This is a genomic window from Capnocytophaga sp. oral taxon 902, assembly GCF_013394735.1.
Taxonomy (GTDB): Bacteria; Bacteroidota; Bacteroidia; order Flavobacteriales; family Flavobacteriaceae; genus Capnocytophaga; species Capnocytophaga ochracea.
This window is the reverse complement of record NZ_CP058261.1, coordinates 938,429-959,551: the sequence shown is the minus strand read 5'-3', so window position 1 is coordinate 959,551 and position 21,123 is coordinate 938,429. Positions and strand designations below refer to the sequence as shown.

Annotated in this window: 21 protein-coding genes; 7 read left to right on the top strand and 14 right to left on the bottom strand. The window is 38.6% G+C overall.

What is annotated here, in order from left to right:
- The first annotated feature begins 121 nt into the window (after positions 1-121).
- The 4 genes from HW278_RS04040 to HW278_RS04025 are packed head-to-tail and all read left to right on the top strand — an operon-like array spanning position 122 to position 2,435.
- Positions 122-991: a GyrI-like domain-containing protein gene (locus tag HW278_RS04040; RefSeq protein WP_178977001.1), complete on the top strand. Its 870-nt coding sequence runs from the start codon at positions 122-124 to the stop codon at positions 989-991.
- Between the two features lie 18 nt (positions 992-1,009).
- A complete protein-coding gene (locus HW278_RS04035; RefSeq protein ID WP_128091193.1) occupies positions 1,010-1,489 on the top strand; it encodes a hypothetical protein in 480 nt (159 codons plus the stop codon).
- A 42-nt stretch (positions 1,490-1,531) separates the two neighbouring features.
- The gene (locus tag HW278_RS04030) at positions 1,532-1,990 is read left to right on the top strand and encodes a hypothetical protein (RefSeq protein WP_106096348.1); all 459 of its coding nucleotides are present in this window, start codon (positions 1,532-1,534) and stop codon (positions 1,988-1,990) included.
- Between the two features lie 55 nt (positions 1,991-2,045).
- On the top strand, positions 2,046-2,435 hold the full coding sequence (locus HW278_RS04025) for a hypothetical protein (protein WP_106096349.1): 390 nt from the start codon (positions 2,046-2,048) through the stop codon (positions 2,433-2,435).
- Positions 2,436-2,523: 88 nt separating this feature from the next.
- Here the strand turns inward: HW278_RS04025 and HW278_RS04020 are convergent, their stop codons facing one another.
- From HW278_RS04020 to HW278_RS03980, 9 genes are read right to left on the bottom strand one after another with little or no spacing between them, the layout of a single operon-like run.
- Complete coding sequence (locus HW278_RS04020; RefSeq protein ID WP_178977000.1) at positions 2,524-2,919, bottom strand: hypothetical protein; 396 nt, start codon at positions 2,917-2,919, stop codon at positions 2,524-2,526.
- On the bottom strand, positions 2,916-3,353 hold the full coding sequence (locus HW278_RS04015; protein WP_016479907.1) for a hypothetical protein: 438 nt from the start codon (positions 3,351-3,353) through the stop codon (positions 2,916-2,918). The genes HW278_RS04020 and HW278_RS04015 overlap by 4 nt, the downstream gene beginning before the upstream one ends.
- A 12-nt stretch (positions 3,354-3,365) precedes the next feature.
- Positions 3,366-3,806 (bottom strand): hypothetical protein, encoded by a 441-nt coding sequence (locus tag HW278_RS04010; protein ID WP_111972299.1) that lies wholly within the window; start codon positions 3,804-3,806, stop codon positions 3,366-3,368.
- Between the two features lie 2 nt (positions 3,807-3,808).
- The gene (locus tag HW278_RS04005) at positions 3,809-4,936 is read right to left on the bottom strand and encodes a beta-ketoacyl-ACP synthase III (RefSeq protein ID WP_178976999.1); all 1,128 of its coding nucleotides are present in this window, start codon (positions 4,934-4,936) and stop codon (positions 3,809-3,811) included.
- 50 nt (positions 4,937-4,986) lie between these two features.
- The gene (locus tag HW278_RS04000) at positions 4,987-5,229 is read right to left on the bottom strand and encodes a hypothetical protein (RefSeq protein WP_111972300.1); all 243 of its coding nucleotides are present in this window, start codon (positions 5,227-5,229) and stop codon (positions 4,987-4,989) included.
- 4 nt (positions 5,230-5,233) lie between these two features.
- The gene (locus HW278_RS03995) at positions 5,234-7,018 is read right to left on the bottom strand and encodes a DUF262 domain-containing protein (RefSeq protein ID WP_111972301.1); all 1,785 of its coding nucleotides are present in this window, start codon (positions 7,016-7,018) and stop codon (positions 5,234-5,236) included.
- A gap of 18 nt (positions 7,019-7,036) precedes the next feature.
- On the bottom strand, positions 7,037-7,927 hold the full coding sequence (locus tag HW278_RS03990) for a dialkylrecorsinol condensing enzyme DarA (protein ID WP_178976998.1): 891 nt from the start codon (positions 7,925-7,927) through the stop codon (positions 7,037-7,039).
- Entirely contained in the window at positions 7,924-8,823 is a 900-nt protein-coding gene (locus HW278_RS03985) for a lipid A biosynthesis acyltransferase (RefSeq protein ID WP_009420807.1), read from the bottom strand. The genes HW278_RS03990 and HW278_RS03985 overlap by 4 nt, the downstream gene beginning before the upstream one ends.
- The gene (locus tag HW278_RS03980; protein WP_009410297.1) at positions 8,813-9,061 is read right to left on the bottom strand and encodes a phosphopantetheine-binding protein; all 249 of its coding nucleotides are present in this window, start codon (positions 9,059-9,061) and stop codon (positions 8,813-8,815) included. Before HW278_RS03980 ends, HW278_RS03985 begins: the two co-directional genes overlap by 11 nt.
- Positions 9,062-10,139: 1,078 nt before the next feature.
- Here HW278_RS03980 and HW278_RS03975 point away from each other — a divergent pair.
- Together HW278_RS03975 and HW278_RS03970 are read left to right on the top strand one after the other, a co-directional pair.
- A complete protein-coding gene (locus HW278_RS03975) occupies positions 10,140-13,415 on the top strand; it encodes a SusC/RagA family TonB-linked outer membrane protein (protein WP_178976997.1) in 3,276 nt (1,091 codons plus the stop codon).
- A 12-nt stretch (positions 13,416-13,427) separates the two neighbouring features.
- Positions 13,428-14,891 carry a RagB/SusD family nutrient uptake outer membrane protein gene (locus tag HW278_RS03970; protein ID WP_178976996.1) on the top strand — a complete coding sequence of 488 codons (1,464 nt, stop codon included), beginning with the start codon at positions 13,428-13,430 and terminating at the stop codon, positions 14,889-14,891.
- 555 nt (positions 14,892-15,446) lie between these two features.
- Here the strand turns inward: HW278_RS03970 and HW278_RS03965 are convergent.
- Positions 15,447-16,763 carry a DUF389 domain-containing protein gene (locus HW278_RS03965; protein ID WP_178976995.1) on the bottom strand — a complete coding sequence of 439 codons (1,317 nt, stop codon included), beginning with the start codon at positions 16,761-16,763 and terminating at the stop codon, positions 15,447-15,449.
- A gap of 327 nt (positions 16,764-17,090) precedes the next feature.
- On the opposite strand from HW278_RS03965, the gene HW278_RS03960 reads away from it, so the two are divergent.
- Positions 17,091-17,936: a CPBP family intramembrane glutamic endopeptidase gene (locus tag HW278_RS03960; protein ID WP_009410303.1), complete on the top strand. Its 846-nt coding sequence runs from the start codon at positions 17,091-17,093 to the stop codon at positions 17,934-17,936.
- Between the two features lie 156 nt (positions 17,937-18,092).
- Here HW278_RS03960 and HW278_RS03955 read toward each other — a convergent pair whose 3' ends face one another.
- The 4 genes from HW278_RS03955 to HW278_RS03940 form a co-directional block, all read right to left on the bottom strand.
- Positions 18,093-18,806, bottom strand: a complete 714-nt coding sequence (locus tag HW278_RS03955) for a DUF4197 domain-containing protein (RefSeq protein WP_002673868.1) — start codon at positions 18,804-18,806, stop codon at positions 18,093-18,095.
- Positions 18,807-18,887: 81 nt separating this feature from the next.
- Positions 18,888-19,595: a beta-carotene 15,15'-monooxygenase gene (locus HW278_RS03950; RefSeq protein WP_178976994.1), complete on the bottom strand. Its 708-nt coding sequence runs from the start codon at positions 19,593-19,595 to the stop codon at positions 18,888-18,890.
- 9 nt (positions 19,596-19,604) lie between these two features.
- On the bottom strand, positions 19,605-20,447 hold the full coding sequence (locus HW278_RS03945; RefSeq protein WP_009410305.1) for a DUF3822 family protein: 843 nt from the start codon (positions 20,445-20,447) through the stop codon (positions 19,605-19,607).
- On the bottom strand, positions 20,422-21,084 hold the full coding sequence (locus HW278_RS03940; RefSeq protein ID WP_009418953.1) for a hypothetical protein: 663 nt from the start codon (positions 21,082-21,084) through the stop codon (positions 20,422-20,424). Before HW278_RS03940 ends, HW278_RS03945 begins: the two co-directional genes overlap by 26 nt.
- Positions 21,085-21,123: the final 39 nt, after the last annotated feature.

The following is a 21,123-nucleotide window of genomic DNA, read 5'->3' as shown; positions in this document are numbered from 1 at the left end:
GACGGAAAAGGGGGAATGTGTCGACGGAAAGATGAACTTACAGGGTGAAATTAGCAAGATAGGAAAAGACTACTTTGGAAAAGTGCCGTATCTTTGCCACAGAAATTCAAAATAAATCTGTATGAAATCCATTACTCATAACGATTACACTCAGCGTATCAACAAAGTGGCGGAATACATCAATGGTCATCTTGATACTTCTATAAAGATAAAAACACTCGCCAATGTGGCTAACTTATCTGATTTTCATTTTTGTCGCATCTTTAAAGCGCTTAAAGGAGAATCGCCCATTGCCTTTATTGCTCGTTTGCGCATAGAAACGGCAGCTCAGCTGTTACGCTATTCGAAGCTTTCGGTAGAAGAAATAGCTTTTAATATAGGGTACGAAACGCCTACCTCTCTTTCCAAAGCGTTTAAGAATCAATATGGTATTACCCCTACTCAGTATAGAACAAACAGAGATTTTTATATTATGAAGAAAGAAATAAACAATCCAGAAGTAGTGCTCAAAGCTCCAAAGATAGTAGAGCTTGAGCCCAAAAGTCTTATTTACGTAGCTCTTACAGGAGAATACGGGACACTTAACTACAACAAAGCTTATGAACAATTGTGGGGTGTTGTAAAATCGCAAAAACTCTTTACCAAAGGCATTGAGTCGATATGTGTTTCGTATGACGACCCTAAAATTACCGAAGCTTCTTTGCAACGTTCCGAGGTGAGTTTGGCTATTCACAAGCCGGCTAAACCCTCAGGTGAAGTGAGTTGCAAAACCTTGGCGGGAGGCAAATATGCAATCTTTTTCTATCAAGGTAGTTATACTCAGCTCTCAGCCGTCTACGATGCTGCTATGCGCTGGGTGGTAGATAGTGAATACGAAGTGCGCGATGAGCCTATGTTCGAGAAATACCTCAACGACTGCCGTCGTACCCCCGAAGAAAAACTGAAAACTGAGATATATATCCCAGTGCAAACTGCACGGGCAATTTCCTAACTTCTAAATTCTAACATTATGAATCTTACAAAAACAGAAAAAATCACAGGTATCGCTTTGGCGATTGTCTTATTATTGCTTACGCTTTCAGGGAGTGGTTACTTCTTTTTTACTCTGAAAGTAAACTTTGTGCAATGGTTGGCTTACAACGCTTGTTCTCCTAGTAGCTTGGTGTATTTAGGTTGCCTTATCGTCTTTTGGGTGACTAAAAAGACTTTTTGGCTACCGCTTGCCTTCCTACCAATGTACTATTTTGGTACGATGGGGCTCTTTACCTTTACGTGGAGTGGTGCTAACATCTTTGCTCAAATGTCGCATATTACAATGACACTCAACCTAATTTGGGCAGGCTATGTGCTCTATCGCATTGGTGATTACAAAGCGTTTGCACAGGGGTTACTGTGGAGTATCGTTCTCTTTGTGCCTTACATTGCTTTTGTGATGTACTACTGTCGTACACACGCTGAGGAAATTAGTCAATTACTTGAAATGGCGTGAGCTATATAAGCAGTTTATATCAGATTTTAAAATAATAGCACAATGAAAGAAGCTTGTCCTGAGTGTTATGCGATAGATAGTCGTATCACGCCTTTGTTAAACCCCAAAGAGTGCTTGCTACACCACAGGCAGTATATTTGTAGTACTTGTGGCAGATGTATCTGTGCTGATGTAGATGATAAGGGGAAGTTCCGTGCTCTCTTCCCTTTTAAAACTCTTGCTATTGCTACCTTATATTTGCGTGTTGCTGAGGTAATATGGAAGCAAGCCTGTGGTATTTACGAAATAGAAGATAATAGAGGCAGAAAACAATACAAAATCTTTCCTTCTTTATCGGGATTGAAGAGTTATTTGAAGAAGAATAAGCAAAAGCGTAGCCTGCTGTCAGAGCCTTTATTGGTCACACCCCAGTATAAGACTTACCAACCTGAGCAGTTGCGAAAACTATCGACGGAGGAAGTAGCTATTTATATGGAAGAGAAGTTAGCAAAAATTTTGTAATCAAAAAAAGTAGTTGTATATTTGCACCAATAATAATTTAAAAAAGCAATATAAAATGAGAAAAGCAATTCTATTATTAGTAGCCTTTGTAGGAATGGTTGCTTGCGGAAAAGACAACGCCAATGGTACAGAAGAAGGGGACATCTCTACAGCAAGATTTATGCCTCCAAAGTGGATTCAAGGCTCTTGGACGACCAATAACAAGCAGTTCGGTTATGCCTTTAAAACCGATGACTTTTGCCAAATAACCTTAGGTAATACGAACTGTTTTAAGGAAAAGAATCTGCCGGTTACTAATATAAAAGACCTGAAAACAAATAATACTTATAAGGTTAGCTATAAAATCGGTTCCTCTGAACAAGTTTTTGTATTCGAAAAAGAAGGAGGTAACAAGATAAGAGTAACTCATAATGGTCGTGTTGAAGGAAGCTATACCAAACAATAAATTACTTGAAATAGCGTAAGCCACACAGTCTATTACAGTATGAAAAGCAATAGAACAAAGTCCTTTACTCTAAATGAGTAAAGGACTTTTATTTGCTTAACTCACACAGTTCTTCCACAGTGATGCCGAACACCTCAGCATATTGTTGTAGCGTTTTAGAAGATAGTTTTTTGAAAACCGAAGGTTTGGCGTGACGCTTGATAACCCATTGCCAGCGGTGCATTGCATCGGCAAGGACTGCCCAATCCATACGGTTGAGGAGCATATAATACACTATGGGGCTTTTGCGTCCTGCAAGCACATCGGCTTTTGCTTCGTCAATCTGCTCTTGCAAACGGCTGAGAGAGGCTTCTAAGGCAATGCTCTTCACCTCCCAGCCCGAACTGGATAGGGTGGTGTAGTTGCCTTCGTCATCGGTTACATAGCACAGTTCTGTAAAGTCCTGTAAGGCACCTTTTTCCTGAGGTAGTTCGGTTTCTTTCATTCCGTTAGATTTTTAATTACTAAGTTCATTTCAGCAGTTGCCATAAGAATATCTCCTACAAAGGCATTACAGCGCATCGAGCAGATGTAATACTCATCGGTATCGAAACGAGAAAGCAATTCGGCTTCGGTGCGCACCACCTCTTGTACCTTAGGCAAGGCGAAGAGTTCCAATTTCTTAATCGCACTGATGTAACCTATCACATAGTTCGATGTGTCTTCTATACCAAAGAGAAACTGCCCCACAATTGCCGAACAGGTTTGCGCCATATTCTCAATGAGTCCTACTTCGGCAAACTTCCCCTCTTCCACAAATATGCAAGTAGGCTTCACCTCAAACTCAGTAACTACGTGTGTATTACTGATATCGGTAATGGTATCTACCATTTGCATCGGCGGACGGTGGGGGAGGTATTTGTGGATTGATATGTTCATAGAAAATAGAAATTAGGAATTAGTAGAAGGAGCAAGTACGGTTTTCATTTCGCCTTGAGCGATGAGGGTATCACCTACAAAGGTTTGCATTGTTACGAGGGTAACGTCCATAAACTCTTGCTGGATAGTGATGTGTGTTTTAAGCGTATCGCCTACTTTGGGTAGCGATTGTATCTCTATGTTTTTAATCGCTCCTATATACCCCATAGGAGCAGGTTTTCCGTTGAGATAGTAGTAATAACCTTTGTGCAAGGCAATGCTTTGGGCAATGTGCTCTATAAGTCCGCTTTCTAAGAATACCCCTTGCTGTACAAAGAGGTTGCTGGGGACAATGGTGAGCCCTGCCACTCCCTCGGTGGGGGTATACTCCCAAAGAGCATCTACCATTACAATGGGATTGCGCTGGGGTATAAGAGTAAGAATTTTATTTTTATCTGTAATTGGTAAAGCCATAGTTAAACGACCTTTAAGAAAGCATAAGAATAGGAAAATCTACCACTCTCAGGCACTGATAGCAACACAGTATCGCCCGTTTTGAGTTTGCCTGAGTGCATCAAGGCTTCTAACATCAAATAAGCAGAAGCAGAACCTACATTGCCTACTTCGGGGAGATTGATAAACCAACGTTCTAACGGAAGGTCGATACCTACTATTTTGAGGGCTTCATATAAGCGTTCTTTGAAATAACAAGACGAGATATGAGGCAAGAAATAGGTAATATCATCTGCCGATAGTTGGTGTTTATCTAAGGTAGCACGCATACTTTCAGCGCCTTTTAGCAAAATATTCTCATTGAGCAACTTCACATCTTGCTTGATAGCAAAAATAGATTCACTAAGCCACGCTTCAGCAGGGTATTCGCTCCAAGCTTTGAGACTGCCATCGGGGAGCTTGTCGCCACCGGCATACATACACGCTTCGAGCTCGTGAGCATACGAATAAGCGTTCATCCACTCTATTTGCAAAGCGCCTTCACGCGGTTTGTTTTCTAACAGAAAAGCCCCTGCCCCATCGGAGAGCATAAAGCGCAAAAAATCTTTTTTAAAGGCAATGGCTGGGTGTGCTTCCAACTCGGCTAAGAGTTGTACCTCGTTTTCGTATTTATCGGCACGCAACCACGCCGATACACGTTCAGAGCCTGTGCATACTGCATTGGCACTATTGCCTGCCTTTACTGATAAATACCCAAATTTGAGTGCATTCATTCCTGAGTTACACACCCCTGAAGAGGCATTCAGTTCTACTGAGTGTCCGCCCAAAATGCCGTGTACCATAGCAGTGTGCGAAGGCAAGAGCACATCGGGGGTAGAGGTACCGCAAGAGAGCACCTCGATAGTATCCCAAGGCACTTCGCCGTCCAATAGGTTTTGTACTGCCAAAGCCGTAAGCTGGGCATTGTTATGAGTGGGGTTACCTTGCTCATCGAGGGCATAGTAACGGGTGAGAATACCATTGTTGCGGAGCACGAGGCGTCGTGCTTTAGAGGCATTTTGGTTTATGAGACCTAAGAAAGTCTCCATTTGCTCATTGCCAATGGGATTGTTAGGTAAATATTTACTTGCTTTTGTTATATAGACATTCATATTATTCAGGTAATAAGTAATAGGTAACAGGTTGTTATTGAGAACAACTACTACAAGAATCCTAATCTCTCGGCTTGCTTTCTTACATACTCTCCTCTTTCTTCTTCGGTTAAAGAACTCATAAACCTTCTTGAATGCCTCGCCGCCAAGAGCCCGTCCATTGTTTGTTGTAGCCATCCAATACCATACTTCTCGTAACTGTCCAGCAACATATCGACTGTCAGTAGATTGTTGTCGTGTGGTTCTATTTGTAGAATATTGTTCTTTGTAGATGTATCATCTTGTTGTTCCATTTTATTATTCTTTTATTTCAGTTAAATCAATTTCTAAAATGGGTTCTACCTGAGCACAGAACCAATTCCATCTATCTTTCAAAGCTTCTTTATTCCACTGTTTACTAAATAGTCCTTTATTATAGTTGTCTACTATTTGTTGAGTTATTCGGAAAGCTGTAATACCTTCTTGGTTATTTGAATAGAAACCTTTACCTGTATAAGATTTAATTTTTGTTTCAAAATCTCTATTTCCTGCTTCAACATTTTTCTTTCCACTTAAAAGAGTTAAGTTTCGTCCAGAATTTAGCCAACTATTAGTTTCATCATTTTTCTCAAAAATAGTTTTCCAATCTTCATTATTATAATATTTTTGAGGTAATATATGTTCCACTTGTACATTCCTATTCGCTATATCTAAAAAGGTGAAATTTGAATCATCCGTTTGATTGTATTCTATTAGAAAAAGGAGAGGCTTGCACCATTTTTCATTGTAAATATCTCCACTTAAATTTTCAATAGCTTTTCTTATGGTGTTATCAGACTCTAAACTATTATCTAATTCTCCCTTAATAAGTTGTAAAGATTTATTCTCTTTTATTGCCTTGATAAGATTAAAAGAGGTTTGCTTAATTTTAGACAAGGTATTCCCTGCTATCCAATTCAGATAGTAATAACGTCTAAAAACTTTTACAAATTCTTCATATTCAGAATATTGTTCTTTTAATGCTGTTAGTAATATAGTTCTCCAATACATTCCCCAAGGAATATAAAAAAAGGAAGATATTAATTTATTATCATCTTTCTTATCAAAAATTTTAGTTTGATAGGTACGAATAAAATCCTTAATGTCAGCAATGACCTCATTAGAATCTTTTTCTTTTAACTCATTTCTCAACTCGTCATACAATGATTTCTTAGGATTTTGTGCTAAAAGATAATATTCATACATAACGAACAAGTCATTTAGAGTAGTCTCTGTATTATTTGAACAGTTTTCACACTCTTTCCAGTCGTCCATAAACTGATCCTCTTTTTGCTTTCTTATTTCATTTTCGCTACTATATTTTTTCTGTATTTTTTCAATTAAGAAACTCTTTATTAAATCAGAATTTGATAAATCAAGTCCTCTATCATTTAACACTTGAAATAACTTGATAGCAAAAGAAACAGACTTACAGTCTATTCTTATAATCTTTACTTTATTAAAAAGATAATTTAAGAGTTTCCCTGCCTCTTTCTCACCGATAGAAGTAAGTTTTTCTCTAAAAAAGAAAGCGGAATTTATAAACTTAAATTTAGGCTCATCTTTCCTTAAGTCCTGTTTTGTAGGTTTCTCTATTTCTTTAGAATCGACAGTAGCATTTTCTGAAAGTATCAATTTATCGAAATCACTCTGATGATTAGAGTGCGTACGCAAACGTAATCGTTGGAATCTATCATTGAACTTGATAGAATTACTAACAGTTTTTCCATCAATAGCAAATGGGTCTTCCTCCAAAATATCGTTATTTATTTCAGGATATAAATCTCTATAAACACAAAGTAAAATAGTTAAAGTCGTTAATCTTTGTTGCCCATCTACTATATCCAAATAGTTATTGTTATCTTCAGGTTTTGCTGTGATAATGGAACCTAAAAAATAATTAGGCTCATTTTCTTTGGCATCTACCAAATCTTCCCATAACTTCTCCAATTGTTCATCTCCCCAAGAATAAGGGCGTTGATATCTTGGAATCTGATATAAACTATCAGCATTCCCAAATATTTCTTTTATTGATAGACTGTTAGGTTTAAAAATATCTTCCATTTTCTTGTTTTTTTATTTCTAATTCTCAATTGTGAATTTTTTCTTGTCACTCTCTACTTTCCAAAAGAACAATGGATAGGTGAGCCAGTATAGCAACCATACTATGGGCATCAGCACCCAAATAGCGATATACAGATAGATGCGGAAGCATTTCAGCAGGAATTTACGCTTCTTACTGCCGTAAATCATCTTTGCCCAAATGCCGAAAAGGCGGTTGCCTTTCTTCTCTGCCGAAAGAATAAAACGCTTGTAATGCACGCCTCCGTGGGATACTATTTCTTGTTGTAGCCCTGTGTAATCACCGGTTTGCAGGTGAGGGGCAATGAGCGTGCCGTATACGCTCGCGCCTTGTATGTCTTTATCGGCAACGCCCGCTTTGGGGAACACACCGAGATAGCGTTTGTTCTTGTCGCCCGAAAAGAGCCACTGTACAATGGTAATCACGCTGATATGATTGTGGTGCCTATCGGTAAGGGCAATATTGCCCACTAAGCGCGCCCCACACTCGGTTAAGAGTTTTTTTACTTTCTGGTGCGCCATTACCCACATATTGCGTGTGCCCGACACAGTAATTACAGGTTTGCCTTGTAACAGTTGCTTACCTGCTTCACTCTGCAAAAAGGAATTAAACGGAATAGAAGGCGACAAATACCACACTTGGTAGCCCAATATCACTAAATCATAATCAGTATGCACCAATTCAAAAGGCTTTAAGGGCTGGGGTATTTGCAAATACGACTCTGGGAAAGCTCCAAAAAACGCCTCGTCTGTCCACGGAAAAGGAAAAGGTTCTGCTGTATCAATAGGCAAAAAGCCGATAGTTACCTCCGTGAGTGGGGATAGTACACTATCGATAATCTCTTTGAGTTGCCCCGATTGGGTGTAATATACTACTAATACACGTTTCATTGTTCATCCCAAAAGTTGAAATAATTAAACCATTGTAGCGGATACTTTCGTAGCATCTGCTCCATATTCTCGGTATAAGCATCGAGTAGCGCTTGGGCATCGCGACTTTTCACCTCAGCTACTTGGGCATACAAGTGGTAATGCAATCTACTTTCCTTCATCACATAAACGAATAACACCGGCACTTTCAAGCGCGAGGCTATAAAGAAAGGACCTGCGGGGAAGGTAGCTTCTGCACCCAACAGCGTTCCTTTGAGCGAACGCACTCCCTCAAAATATCGGTCTCCCGTGAAACACACTATCTTGTTGTCGCCAATAGCATCGTTGATTTTGAAGATATGCGACATATCTTCTTTCACATAGATAAACTGATTCGAGGGTTTATTTTTAGAAATCGACTCCAAATACTCCTTGATTACCGAGTGTTCCATATCGGTAGTTACGGTGCTTATTTTCAAATCAATATCTATTTTCCTGAAAAAAGGTTCAGCAATTTCAAAGTTGCCTATGTGTGCGGAAATAAGTATCCCGCTCTGTTGTTCGTCTAATAGTTTATGTAAGCTTTCTACTCCATCAAACTCATAAGTAAATTTCTCTTCCAAGCCCGCCAAGATAGCAATCTTATCAATAATAGTTTGCCCGAAAGTAAAATAATTTAAGTATAAGTTCACTACCGCTCTCAGAGGCGAATAGCCCAAGCGGTGACGGAAATAGTAATACATATAGCCATTGGAGCGCCACTCAAACAAAAAGTAATAGAACGCTACAAAGATGAGCAAGGCATAAGCAGCATAAATACCCAAGTGTTTCATCAGCCACACAAAGATACTATAGCCTAATACAGTACCCTTAGATTTGCCTTGCCATTTCGTTTTGGCTTGTTCGTTAGCGTGCATTCACTTTATTTTCTAAGGTAGTATAAAAGTCGTTGAAGGTTACGATAGGCTTAAAATCGGCTTCTACCAATTTCACACCAAATTCTTGTTCAATCAGTACCACCAAATCCACATAATCAAGGCTATCTAATCCTAACGATTCGCGGAAGTTTGCCTCAGGGGCAATCACACTGCCTTCTACTTCAAATTCCTCAACAAAAATACGAGTAGTAAGGTCTATAATCTCCTGTCTGTTCATTCTTCTTTTTATTAGCTAATACTTTTAAGGGGCAAAGATACGAATATTTTGTCAATAACCAATTTTCCTAACAAACATCATCTCCCAAAAAGCCCAAAACTACATCGTTATAATCGAACAACCCTCTGAAAAGTCACTTTTGCGTCACACACTTTGCCAAAGTTTAAACCCCCAGCCCCTCTCTTCCAGAGCTTCTCCCCAGCCTATCCATTTTTCGCCATCAACCCATACTAATTTACTAATTTCCCAATTTGCTAATTCTCTAATTTCTCTCCCCTTTTTTCGTCACTCGCCCCTCGTCATTCGCCTCTCGTTCATTCGTCATTACTTCTTTTTTCCGTCACACTCCCCCTATTGCCTATGGACTAAGGTCTATCACCTATTCCTTTTTCTTTCGCCTCGAAACCCCAATTTTAACATTTTTAGCGCTGTCGTATTATAGTATGAATCAACAACTTATACACCCTTCCTATACCAATCGTCCAAGATTCGTATAAGCTTCCTATAAGCTCTCTATAAGCTAACCCCACCCATCTAATACCCTTTTTTCATCAAAAATCCTCTCAAATCTCTTCCGAACTTCTCCGTTTCCTTCCGAATCCCCATAACAGCTCTAACATATCGCTTTTGCGGTACGCACTTTGCCAAAGTTTGAAATTTTGGTAAAGTTGATGTTCTAAAAAGTTACCTCTCCATTTCCCCATTTTCTCATTCTCTCATTCTCTCATTCTCTCATTCTCTCATTCTCTCATTCTCTCATTTTTTCCCTGCCTGTGCGGCTCGCACCTCATTTTCTCATTGTGATATTTGTAACATTCTATTGGTTATTTTGTAACAAAAATAGTGTTTTTTTACTGAAATAATTTTGCATAAAAACAGTGCATAATAGGCATTTCTTTGCGTTTTCATCAAAGAAATGCCTATTTTATTGCAAAAAACGCAAAGAAATCGCGTTTTTATGATTTTTTTCTCATCTATTTTTTACAAACAAAATGAGTAAATTTGTTAAGGATAAATTTGGAACTTAACAGAAAACTTTTCTACCTTTGCACCAGTTTATAAAATAATGTTATAGAAGATGAGATTAAACAAAGTATCTTTCGCACTATTTTTAATACTAATAGTGCAAGGCTTCTCGTGGGCGCAGGAACGAGAAGTGACAGGAACAGTACGCGATGCTAGTGGAACCGAAATGATGGGCGTAGCTGTAGTAGTAAAAGGAGAACAACACGGTGTTCAAACCGACTTTAATGGTCGTTATAGCATCAAGGTTGCTCCAGGTAAGACCTTAGAGTTCTCATTCTTAGGAATGAAAACCCAAAATCGCAAAGTAGGCCCTTCTGGTCGCATTGATGTAGTAATGCAAGAAGAAGCCCAAGTGATTGACGAGGTAGAAGTAGTAGGCTACGTATCCGTAAAGAAAGACCAATACGTAGGTACTGCTGCTACTGTTGATAAAGATGCTCTTAAAAGAAAAAATACAGCAGACGTATCAAAATCTATTGCAGGAGAAGTAGCAGGGGTTCGTGTAATCAATACTTCGGGACAACCAGGTTCTGAGGCTAAAATTCGTATACGTGGGTTTGGTTCAGTAAATAGTAGTCGTGATCCTCTCTATGTAGTAGATGGAGTACCTTATGAAGGAGCGGTGTCTTCTATCAATCCTGATGATATCGAGAATTTAGTAATATTGAAAGATGCTACCTCTACCTCAGTATATGGTTCTCGTGGTGCCAATGGGGTAGTGCTCATTACAACCAAAAAAGGGCGTTCCGATATATCACGTATACAAATAGAATCAAAAGTAGGCTTCAATATGCGCTTGTTACCTCGTTACGATATGATTAAAAGTCCTGAACGCTATGCCGAACTCAGTTGGGAGGCTTTGCGCCAAAGTGGAGCTTTATTGCAAGCTGAAGACGCTACAGCTTTTGCCAACGAGGGTTATACGAGTGCAGTAGATTATGCTAATAAAAATATATTTAGTAATTTAGGAATTACCCCCAAATATAATATGTGGAATGTAGCCGGAACAAATCTTATCAACCCCACTACAGGTAAGATAAACGATGGTGTGACTCGTAAGTACGATCCTGAAGATTGGAGCGACTACGCCTTCCAAACAGCTATACGCAAAGAGTACAACATAAGTATGAGTGGGGGTAGTAGTAAAACTACTTATTACACTGGTATAGGCTACCTTAAAGACGAAGGCTATGCTATTAATACCGGTTTTGAACGCTATACCGGTCGTCTTAACCTAGGCTATCAGCCCAAAAACTGGCTGAAAGGTGAGTTTAATTTAAGCTATGTACATACTGAAACCAAAGCAAATGGTCAGGCAGAAAGCTCTAATAGCTTGTTTTGGTTTACCGATAATATTCCTCCTATTTATCCGCTATTTTTGCGTGATGCTAAAGGTAACAAAGTGAAAGATAATTATTACGGTGGCTATCAATACGATTTTGGTAGAGGGCGTGGTTTTGGTTCCCTTACTAATGCCGTAGCTCAAGCTACTTACGATAAAAGAAACAGAACGCGTAATGATGTCATTGGAAATATTTTCTTACGTGCCGATATAGTAAAAGGATTGAGCTTTGAAACTCGCTTAGGAGGACAGTATTACAATAATGCATATAACAACTATACCAATCCTTATTATGGTAGTTCAGCCTCACAAAAAGGTTATCTTTATAAAGCTAGATATGACCTACTAAACTACACTTTTTTACAAATGTTGCGTTATACTCACCAATTTGGAGACCATAATCTACAAGCTTTTGTAGCTCACGAAAGTACCGTGTACGATTATTACACTTTGGAAGGAGATAAGAACGGTTTAGTAGACCCTAAAGGTACTGAATTCGAAAACGCTATTAAAGTAGGAAGTTTAACTTCGTATATTTATGGCTACCGTATGGAAAGTTATTTCAGTCAGTTACTCTACGATTATCAAGGTAAATACTTGTTCTCAGGTACTGTGCGCCGTGATGGTTCTTCCCGTTTCTTAAACAACAAATGGGGGACTTTTGCTTCAGCAGGTTTAGGATGGGTAGTAAGTAAAGAAAACTTTTTGAAAGATAAACAATGGCTACCTTATTTCAAACTCAAAACTAGCTATGGTACGGTAGGCGATCAATCAGTTGATTCAGAAGGAGATAACGTTTCATACTATCCAGGTTATGATGTATACGATTTAGGTAACTTTATGGGGCTACCTTCGGCTACGTTTAACAGAATAGGCTACCCTGATCTTACTTGGGAAAAAGCGAGAATATTTCAAGTAGGAGCTGAGTTTACCTTCTTAAAATCAAGAGCTATTGAGTTACAAGTAGATTACTATCGTAAAGCTACCAGTAATTTGATTTTTGATAGTCGCTTGGCTCCTTCTACCGGTAATGGAATCTGGAAAGTAAACGACGGTAAATTAATTAATACTGGATTCGAGTTTAATCTACAAACCCATTTAGTTAATACTAACGATTGGAAAGTAGATGTAGGCGTAAATGGAGAAATGCTTACTAACAAACTCATCCAAATGCCTTACGATAAATCAATAAAAGATGAAAAAATTCTTGATATAAGAAGCGTTTTTGGTAGAAGTAAAGACCACTCTCTCTTTGATTTTTATACACGTGAATATCGTGGGGTAAATCCTCAAACAGGAGCTGCCCAATGGACAATGCACTATGCGGATAACAATAACAACAATGTGTTCGATAGCGGAGACGAAGAGATATCCTCATTGCGCGAATACCAAGTACAATATCCTAATGCGAACATTAAGGAAGGAATAACCGAAGTGTACAGTAAAGCTACACAAAAATACATAGGTAAATCAGCTATCCCCGATATACGCGGTGCTTTTAACTTAAATGTCGGATATAAGGGCTTTTCTATCAGTGCACAACTCTTATACAGCTTAGGAGGTTACGCTTACGATGCAGTGTATGCTGACCTAATGGGTAATGAAAAAGTAGGTGGTAATAATTGGCATACCGATATAGAAAATCACTGGAAACAACCTGGCGACATTACCGATGTCCCAAGATTATCATCAGGATATGGCAATAATATCAGTAGCGATACCGATGTGAATAGCCAATCTTCACGTTTCTTAGTCAAAGCTGATTACTTAGCACTGAACAACGTTACCTTAGCTTATAGCTTAGATAAAAAAGTATGTCAAACCATAGGATTTGAAGGGCTGACCTTTACCCTAAGTGGCGATAACTTATGGTTAAAAACTGCTCGTAAAGGATTCAATCCTACTACTAGCGAATCAGGTAATTCTGATAGATATACTTATTCCCCTCTATCTACTTTTACTTTAGGAGTAAAAGCAACTTTTTAAATGAAAAACACTATGAAAAGATATTTAACTTATAGTATATTATTAGCAACAATAGCAGTATTTATTGGTTGCCAAAAAGATTTTCTTGATACCACTCCTACACGAGTAGTGTCTACAGCTCCTGCTGATGTTCGTCTTAATGGCTTGTACCTAATGACCTACAAATGGGGTACAGGAGGAACTGAGGATCAAGTAGATTTTGGACAAAAACAAGTAGATATCTGTACAGATATGCTCTGTGGAGATATGGCTTTGTTAGCAGCAAATTACAGACGTTATCAAACAATAGCTAATTTAACCGCTACCGAACGCCCAAGCAATGACTATAACTATATTCCTTGGCGTTATTATTATCGTATGATATACGAAACTAATAAATCAATAGCCGAATTGGCAAGCCCTAAAAACGATAGTGAGAAGTACGTCTTAGCACAGTTTCACGCCTTACGTGGTTATGCTTACTTTTACTTGATGCAAATATTCACTACCAAGTATGAACCCGAATCAAGTAAGAACTCTATTCCACTATATACAGAAGCCGATATAGCTAGCAAGCCACGTGTAAAACAATCAGAAGTATATGCCCAAATCATAAGCGATTTGAAATTTGCCATAGATAACTTAAATGGCTTTACTCGTGCCAACAAAGGAATGATTAATAGAAACGTCGCCAAAGGCTTGCTTGCCTATACCTATGCGGCTATGGGCGAAAACCAAAAAGTAGCCGAGTTAGCACAAGACATCATTAATAATAGTGGTTTTCCACTTACCTCTCGCGAGCAAACTGTATACGATGCTACTACCCGAAAAGGCGGTGGTTTTAATGATGTAAATACCGACAGCTGGATGTGGGGTGCCGACCTGATTATTGATAATGATTTTACGTTAAACTCTTGGTGGGGTATGATGGACGTTTATACCTATAGTTATGCTTGGGCAGGTGACCCTAAGGCTATTGATGATAAACTCTATGCCCAAATACGCACTAACGACATTCGCAAAAAACAATTTGACACTCCTCTTGCGGGAGCCGAATTAGTTCCTTCAAACAAGTTTTTTGCACCCGATAGAGTGTTAGGTGGACAAAGAAATATCACTACCGACTACGTGTATATGCGTGTAGATGAGTTTTATTTATTGGCAGCAGAAGCCTTGGCTAAGTTAGGGCAAGATGCCCAAGCCAAAACTATTTATAAGAAACTTTTAATGCAACGTTATCCTGAAGCTACTGCTGCTACCGATATTGCTTATGTTGATGGACTTACTAATACTCAGTTACAAGACGACATCTATCTCAATACTCGTATTGAGCTATGGGGTGAAGGGAAAAGTTACCTCGCCTTAAAACGTAACCACAAAACGGTAAACAGAGGGGGCAACCACTTAGAACTAAAGAACAAAAGTTTTAGTTATGATAATCCACGTCTTACGTTCGCAATTCCTCAAAATGAAAGTATCAATAACTTAAATCTTTAATATTTAGCTAAACTATCTTATAAATAAACATTCGCTGCAATGCCAAAGGCATTGCAGCGAATGTTGTTATAATTTATACTACTTATTTAGCGTTGGCTATAAAGCATCACTACTTTATCCCAGTCTATTGCGTTAAAGAAATTAGTTAGTCACTGCTTCACCAAAAACCATCTAAAAGTTTTTAAAACTACCAAAGTCACACCTATGTTTGTATTACAATCTGTGTAAATCCAGCAACAAAGCTACTAATGCGTACCCATCACATTTATCAATTATCAATTATCAATTATCAATTGTCAATTGTCAATTGTCAATTGTCAATTGTCAATTGAAAGACTGTCCGTGTAATCTGTGTGTAGTCTGCGAGCTGGCATAGCAGAGTATGTGTCTAAAGGCAACTTGCTATCTATTTGTTTGATTTTTTTAAGATTTATAAGATTTCTGTAGCGTAAACTACACTTTTCTTATGTCGAACTCACGAATTTAACAGTCCGTACAGCTCACACCACGGGGATTTCATTTTCTCATTTTCTAATATGCTAATTTTCTAATTCCCTAATCTGCTAATCTGCAAATCACTTTCTTATCGCCAAACTTCTCAGCGAGCCATTGTTGCAACTTTTGGCGATCCACTTCTTTGGCGACTTCTTTGCCCTTCACAGTTTCTTTTTTAGGCGTGTAGAGCATCACCGTAGTGAGAGAAGAGTTGCCTTTTCCTGAAAAATCTGTCAGTTTTCCAAAATAAAAGCTCTCAATATTAGGGAACAATACTTTTATTTCTTTGGCAAAAGTCGGGTCGGTATATTTGTATTGCGCCAACTCTTCTTTTAGCTGATTTATCTTTATGTCTTTATTAGAGAGCGACGCCTTGTTTTTGTTGATTTCCGATAGCATCTCTTTGTCAATATCCGACTCTTTTTGCCTAATGATGAGTTCGGTATTGTGTAATTTGAAGTTTTTGAGGTTGCTTTGTAGTGTTTTTACTTCCTCATCAGTAAATTTCTTGTCTAAAAAAGCCAATTCAATGGTTTTAGGCGAGGCATTGTAGTGTATTTTCTTGTAAATAATGGTATAACCGCTGTTTTCAAACTCGGCAGTGATATAATGAGCTACATTCTCGTGGAATTCCTTCTCTTTCAAAAGGCTATATGCCAAATACAAACTAGGGGTAACAATAAGGATTACCAATGTGGTGATAACAACGCGCAAACGCTTGTTGAGCGCTTCGTTACCCGTGTTTTTAGGAGTGTATTTCAGGTATTTGATGATGAGGAAAGTAGCAATCCCAATGAAGAAACAGTTGATGCTATATAGATAGAAAGCTCCTAAAAAAAAACTAATATTGCCCGTAGCTAAGCCAAATCCAGCTGTACAAAGCGGTGGCATCAAAGCAGTAGCAATTGCCACCCCTGGGATAGGGTTCCCTCTGTCTTCTCGGGTGAGGGAGATAGCCCCTACCAACCCACCCACAAAGGCAATAAGCACATCGTAAATGGTAGGCGAAGTACGCGCCAAAAGCTCTGACTGTACATCTTTAAACGGACTGATATAGAAGTAGATAAACGATACTATAAGACTCACCACAGTAGCGATGAGCAAACTCTTGCCCGTTTTCTTCAACAGGTCGAAATCGTAAGTAGCCAATGCAAATCCTGCCCCTACGATAGGTCCCATCAAAGGAGAAATAAGCATCGCCCCGATGATTACAGCAGTAGAATTCACGTTTAACCCAATAGAAGCAATCAGGATAGCACAAGCCAAAATCCATAGATTAGCACCACGAAAAGAGATATTGCTAAGGATATCTTCAATTACTTTTTCCTTTTTCTCTTCCCCCTGATGTAAATTGAAAAGTTTTTTCAAAAAACTCATAATGTAAGATATTAGATGTTAGTTTTTAGTCATTAGTACAAACGGCTAATGCTTTTTATGTGAAGTGCAAAGATAAGCATAATTTATCAATTAACCAATATGTCAATTTGTCGATTAGTGGTGCAAAGATATAAGATATTAAATGAAGTAGCAAATGTATTCGTATGCTATTTAGTTTAATACCTATTATTGTTCAATGTAGACCCACTGTAGACCCACTGTAGACCCACTGTAGAGCCACTGAAGGCTAACTATTAATTAGCATATTTGTAAATTTACTAATTTGCTATTTTTTCTTATCTTTGTACTTTCAAAACTTCTTCTATTATGACAAAGAACAAGAAGATAAATGTATGCATTTTTATTCTCGTTGCCCTCAGTTGTGGCTGGGTAGGCGTATGGGTAGATTCCCTTACGGGGGAAACAGCAGGCGATTTCAGCAATACCAGCAATGGTACTAAAGGAATGGGTATTTTTATAGCTGCCCCAGTGCTGACTTGGCTCGTGTTGCGCGCCTTTATGGGCGATGGTTGGCGCGATGCAGGACTGCGCCCACTTATCAAGAAAAACCTGCGGTGGTATGGGGTGGCTACGCTTATTTATCCTACGGTGATTGCCCTTACCCTGCTTATTGGAGAACTTTTTGGGTGGCTGAAAGTGCAAATCCATTGGACAAACTACTTCGCGGGTTTTGGTATTTTTGTATTAGCGGAATTTGTAAAGAATTTCTTTGAAGAATCGTCGTGGCGGGGGTACCTCACCGCTCGTTTGCTCAGTTTGAAGCTGAAAGATATATGGCTCTACCTCATTGTGGGGGTAGTGTGGTGTTCGTGGCATTGGCCTTACTTTTTCTACTTCATAAAACCCGAACGCCTATTTGCTTTATTCCCTTACGACAAAGTAACCTTTTGCGTGTTGGCATTAGTGAGCTGCACCTTGTGGACGGTAATGTATACCGAGATTTTCCGCCTTACGGGCTCTATCTGGCCTGGGGTGTGGATGCACGCTATTGAGGATACTACCATCTACAGCTTGATGTACGACAAGCATATTTTCATTGAAACGGGTAAAGATATACTCATTTCACCCGTTTCAGGGATTATTCCTTGTCTGTTGTATCTTGGTGTCGGTTTATGGTTACGCAAAATCAGGATTGCCAAAGAGAAACAGTAGGAACTTATATACTACACAGGGATTATTATTGCCTGTCGAATCACAACTGCTGTGTGGCTCGCAATTTGCTAATTTAACAGTCCGTACAGCTCGCACGTGCTACGTTAACAGTTAAACAACAAAAAATCCCTTTCTCTGTGAGAAAGGGATTTGCTATTATTTATTATCCTGCATCGCAAACACCGATTTTAGTAGAGGGGTAGTGCGCGCCGCTATGTTCGTGCGTATTTCCTTCTCCTTATCGCCCACCTTCACAAACAACCCATTGATAGCCTGTTGGGTAACGTATTTAGTAAGGTTCGGTTCAACGGGCTTTACCAATGGTATTTGGTTATACTTGTTGATAATGTTTTCCCATACCTTATCGGCACCTACTTCACTAAGCGAGGCTTGCACTTTGGGAGCAAAAGCAGTCTCCAAAGAACTATAAGTGCTGTTTTTTAGGTAGGTAGTCGCTGCGGTATTGTCACCTTTTAAGATGTTCATCGCATCGGTAAAGGTCATATTTCGTATCGCCGATAAAAAGATAGGCTTCGCCTGGCTCACAGCATTTTCAGCTGCTTCGTTTAGTACTTTTAGCCCTTGGTCAGCCAAAGAACCTAACCCCACCGAACGCAAAGTTTTATCTACCTTCTGGAGTTCTTCGGGTAAGAGAATCCGTACTGCTTGGTCTTTAAAATAACCACCGTCTTTGCTCAGCAAATCCACCCCACTACTTACCCCCATTTCAAGGGCTTGTTTGAGTCCGCTGGCTACATTAAATCCGCTACCGCCTTGGGTAGTGTTGCCCATAACTTGTTGCAATTCGTCGCAACTGTTCAGAGTAAAAGAGCCCATTGTTAAGAGCCCCAAAAGCATTACTTTTTTCATATATTTGTTTTATTAATTTTTAACTGTTTTTTTCTTATTTCATCTGTATAAGTAGCGTAAATAGTAGCAGAAAATTATTATTTACCTTTTATTTATTGAAAGGTATATACTGAAAATGCTCGCAAAAAGTATCGGGAAGGTAATCACAATGCCTATACCAAAAGAAAGAAAGCCTGCTAATACAAAAACACAACCCAAAAAGGTAATGATAAGAGCAGTGAAAGGTGCGAGCATTATTCTTCTATAACTCTCTCCCATAGCCTTGAAAAGAGGTTTGTTTTCCAAAATAATAATCGGGATAGTGAGCACAAATACTAACGAGATAATAGTGTTAAAGGCAAGTCCTAACGAGTACATTCCTACGGCAGAAAAGCCTATTAATATAAAAGTTTTAAGACACATTTGCAGAATAACGTGGCTTAAAATAGCACTTGTTTCAGGAGCGCGATAATAAGTGAATAGGTTGCTCAAAGTAGCGCGTTCCCCTTGGATTACCGTCGCGTAGTTCTTGTAAATACCTGCTGTAAAAGGGGTAATAATACCATCTACAAGTAACGAGAAGAACCAAAATTTAATAACAAAACTCCGGCTACTGACTAAAGCGATGAGCTTTTTGGGGTTGCTTTGCAGAGCTATGATATCCTCTAAAGGCATTCCGAAGATAGTAGTAATAAGAGAAGCGTAAACTAAAAACACTACTGTAAATAAAATAAGAGAGCCCAAAAGGTGCACTCCGAAAGTACTTTGGTATAGTTTAAAAGTATTGCGCAATATATTCAAAAATTTCATAGCAATAGATTAAAAAGATTGGGTGAGCACAAAATTCCGACGAATGAGCTCTTCGTCCATTCCCGCAGCAAAATGTTCCTTATGGTATTTCAGGAGGTAAATATACCTCACATAACGCCTTACCTTATTATAAAACAGTGCTGTAGGTTCTACTTCCCCTGTGATATAAAGAGGCACTTGCTCAGTATCGATATCCAATTGTTCAATAGAGAAAAGAATGTAATACAAGAAGTCTTCAATGGTTTCATAACTGAACCTATTGAAGTAATACAGTTTTTTACCTCTAAACACTACAAAGTAAAAAGAGCCTACTTCGGCATAGATATACATCACTTCGAAAGCGTGTGAAGAGTAGTGTTTGAGGAACATACGTAGTAGTGAGGTAGCAAAGTGTTGGTAGTCGAACCTACCGTAATAAGAAAGTAGTGAATTATTTACTATTGTATTGGGCAAATAAGCATTCACCGTTTCAATAGATATGATTCTATCAATTTCCACGGTATAGGGTTCCGCCTCCGATACATCTATACTGTATTTGAGGTATTCCAGCATTTCGTCTTTTCCGCCGTAAAGAGACTGTGGGATAAAAGCAAAGGAAGGGGTATTGTGTAAAACCTTAATAGTATCGAAATCTTGGCGGAGGTCGTCTTCACTTTGTATCACAAAATAGATTTGCCTATCGATATCTTCTTTGCTCTTATAGCTGAAGTTGATAGGAAAATTATAAATAGCCTCTACACACAGGAGCACAGGGTTAAACACACAAAAAGAAAGTCCATCCAAGTTTATTTGAATGGACAATTCCTTAAAGTACGTTTTAAACTGATTATTGCTTTGCAATTTTTGCGTCATAAGAAGTTGGCCAGTTACCGTTTACAGTAAGCTCTTCGAGTGAACCTACCTGAATATTAGGACCTCTTACATCTTCTACCGATGTTTTTGCAATTTCTTTTTCTACTAAGTCTTCATCAAGACCTTGTAGCACCACTCTCTTAGGCACATACGCTTCAAAAACGGAAGATTTTACATTGTTCTTGTCGGTAATTTCTCCTGTTTTCATTATAAACTGACCAGGAATTTTACCTTTGATAGGAGGTAAATCGCGCAAATGCAAATAACGATTATCGTTTTTAAACAATGAATCTTTTACTGATACGTGCCCCAAAGTATCAATAACTACACCTTGGCGCATTACCGTAATTTTAAAAGTCTCATCGAAAGCATTCCAGCTTGTGTCGCGTTGTGAAGTAATAGTAAATTGTGCAGTTTCGATGAACTTAGTAAGCTCATCAAAATTATCGGCATATTTGCCGTTGAGTCTCAAATAAGCATCTTGCGCTGCACGGATATCTTTTAGTTTCTTAATTACCTCGGTGTAGCGTTCCTCCTTAATTTTTTTGAACTCAATAGGGCCTGTGATAGACCTGTAAATTAGGTAGCAAAATACTAAACCTAATGCCCAAAATGCAATAGTTACAATTTTTTTCATCGTTTTAATTCTATAAATTAATAATAACTTTCTTGACTG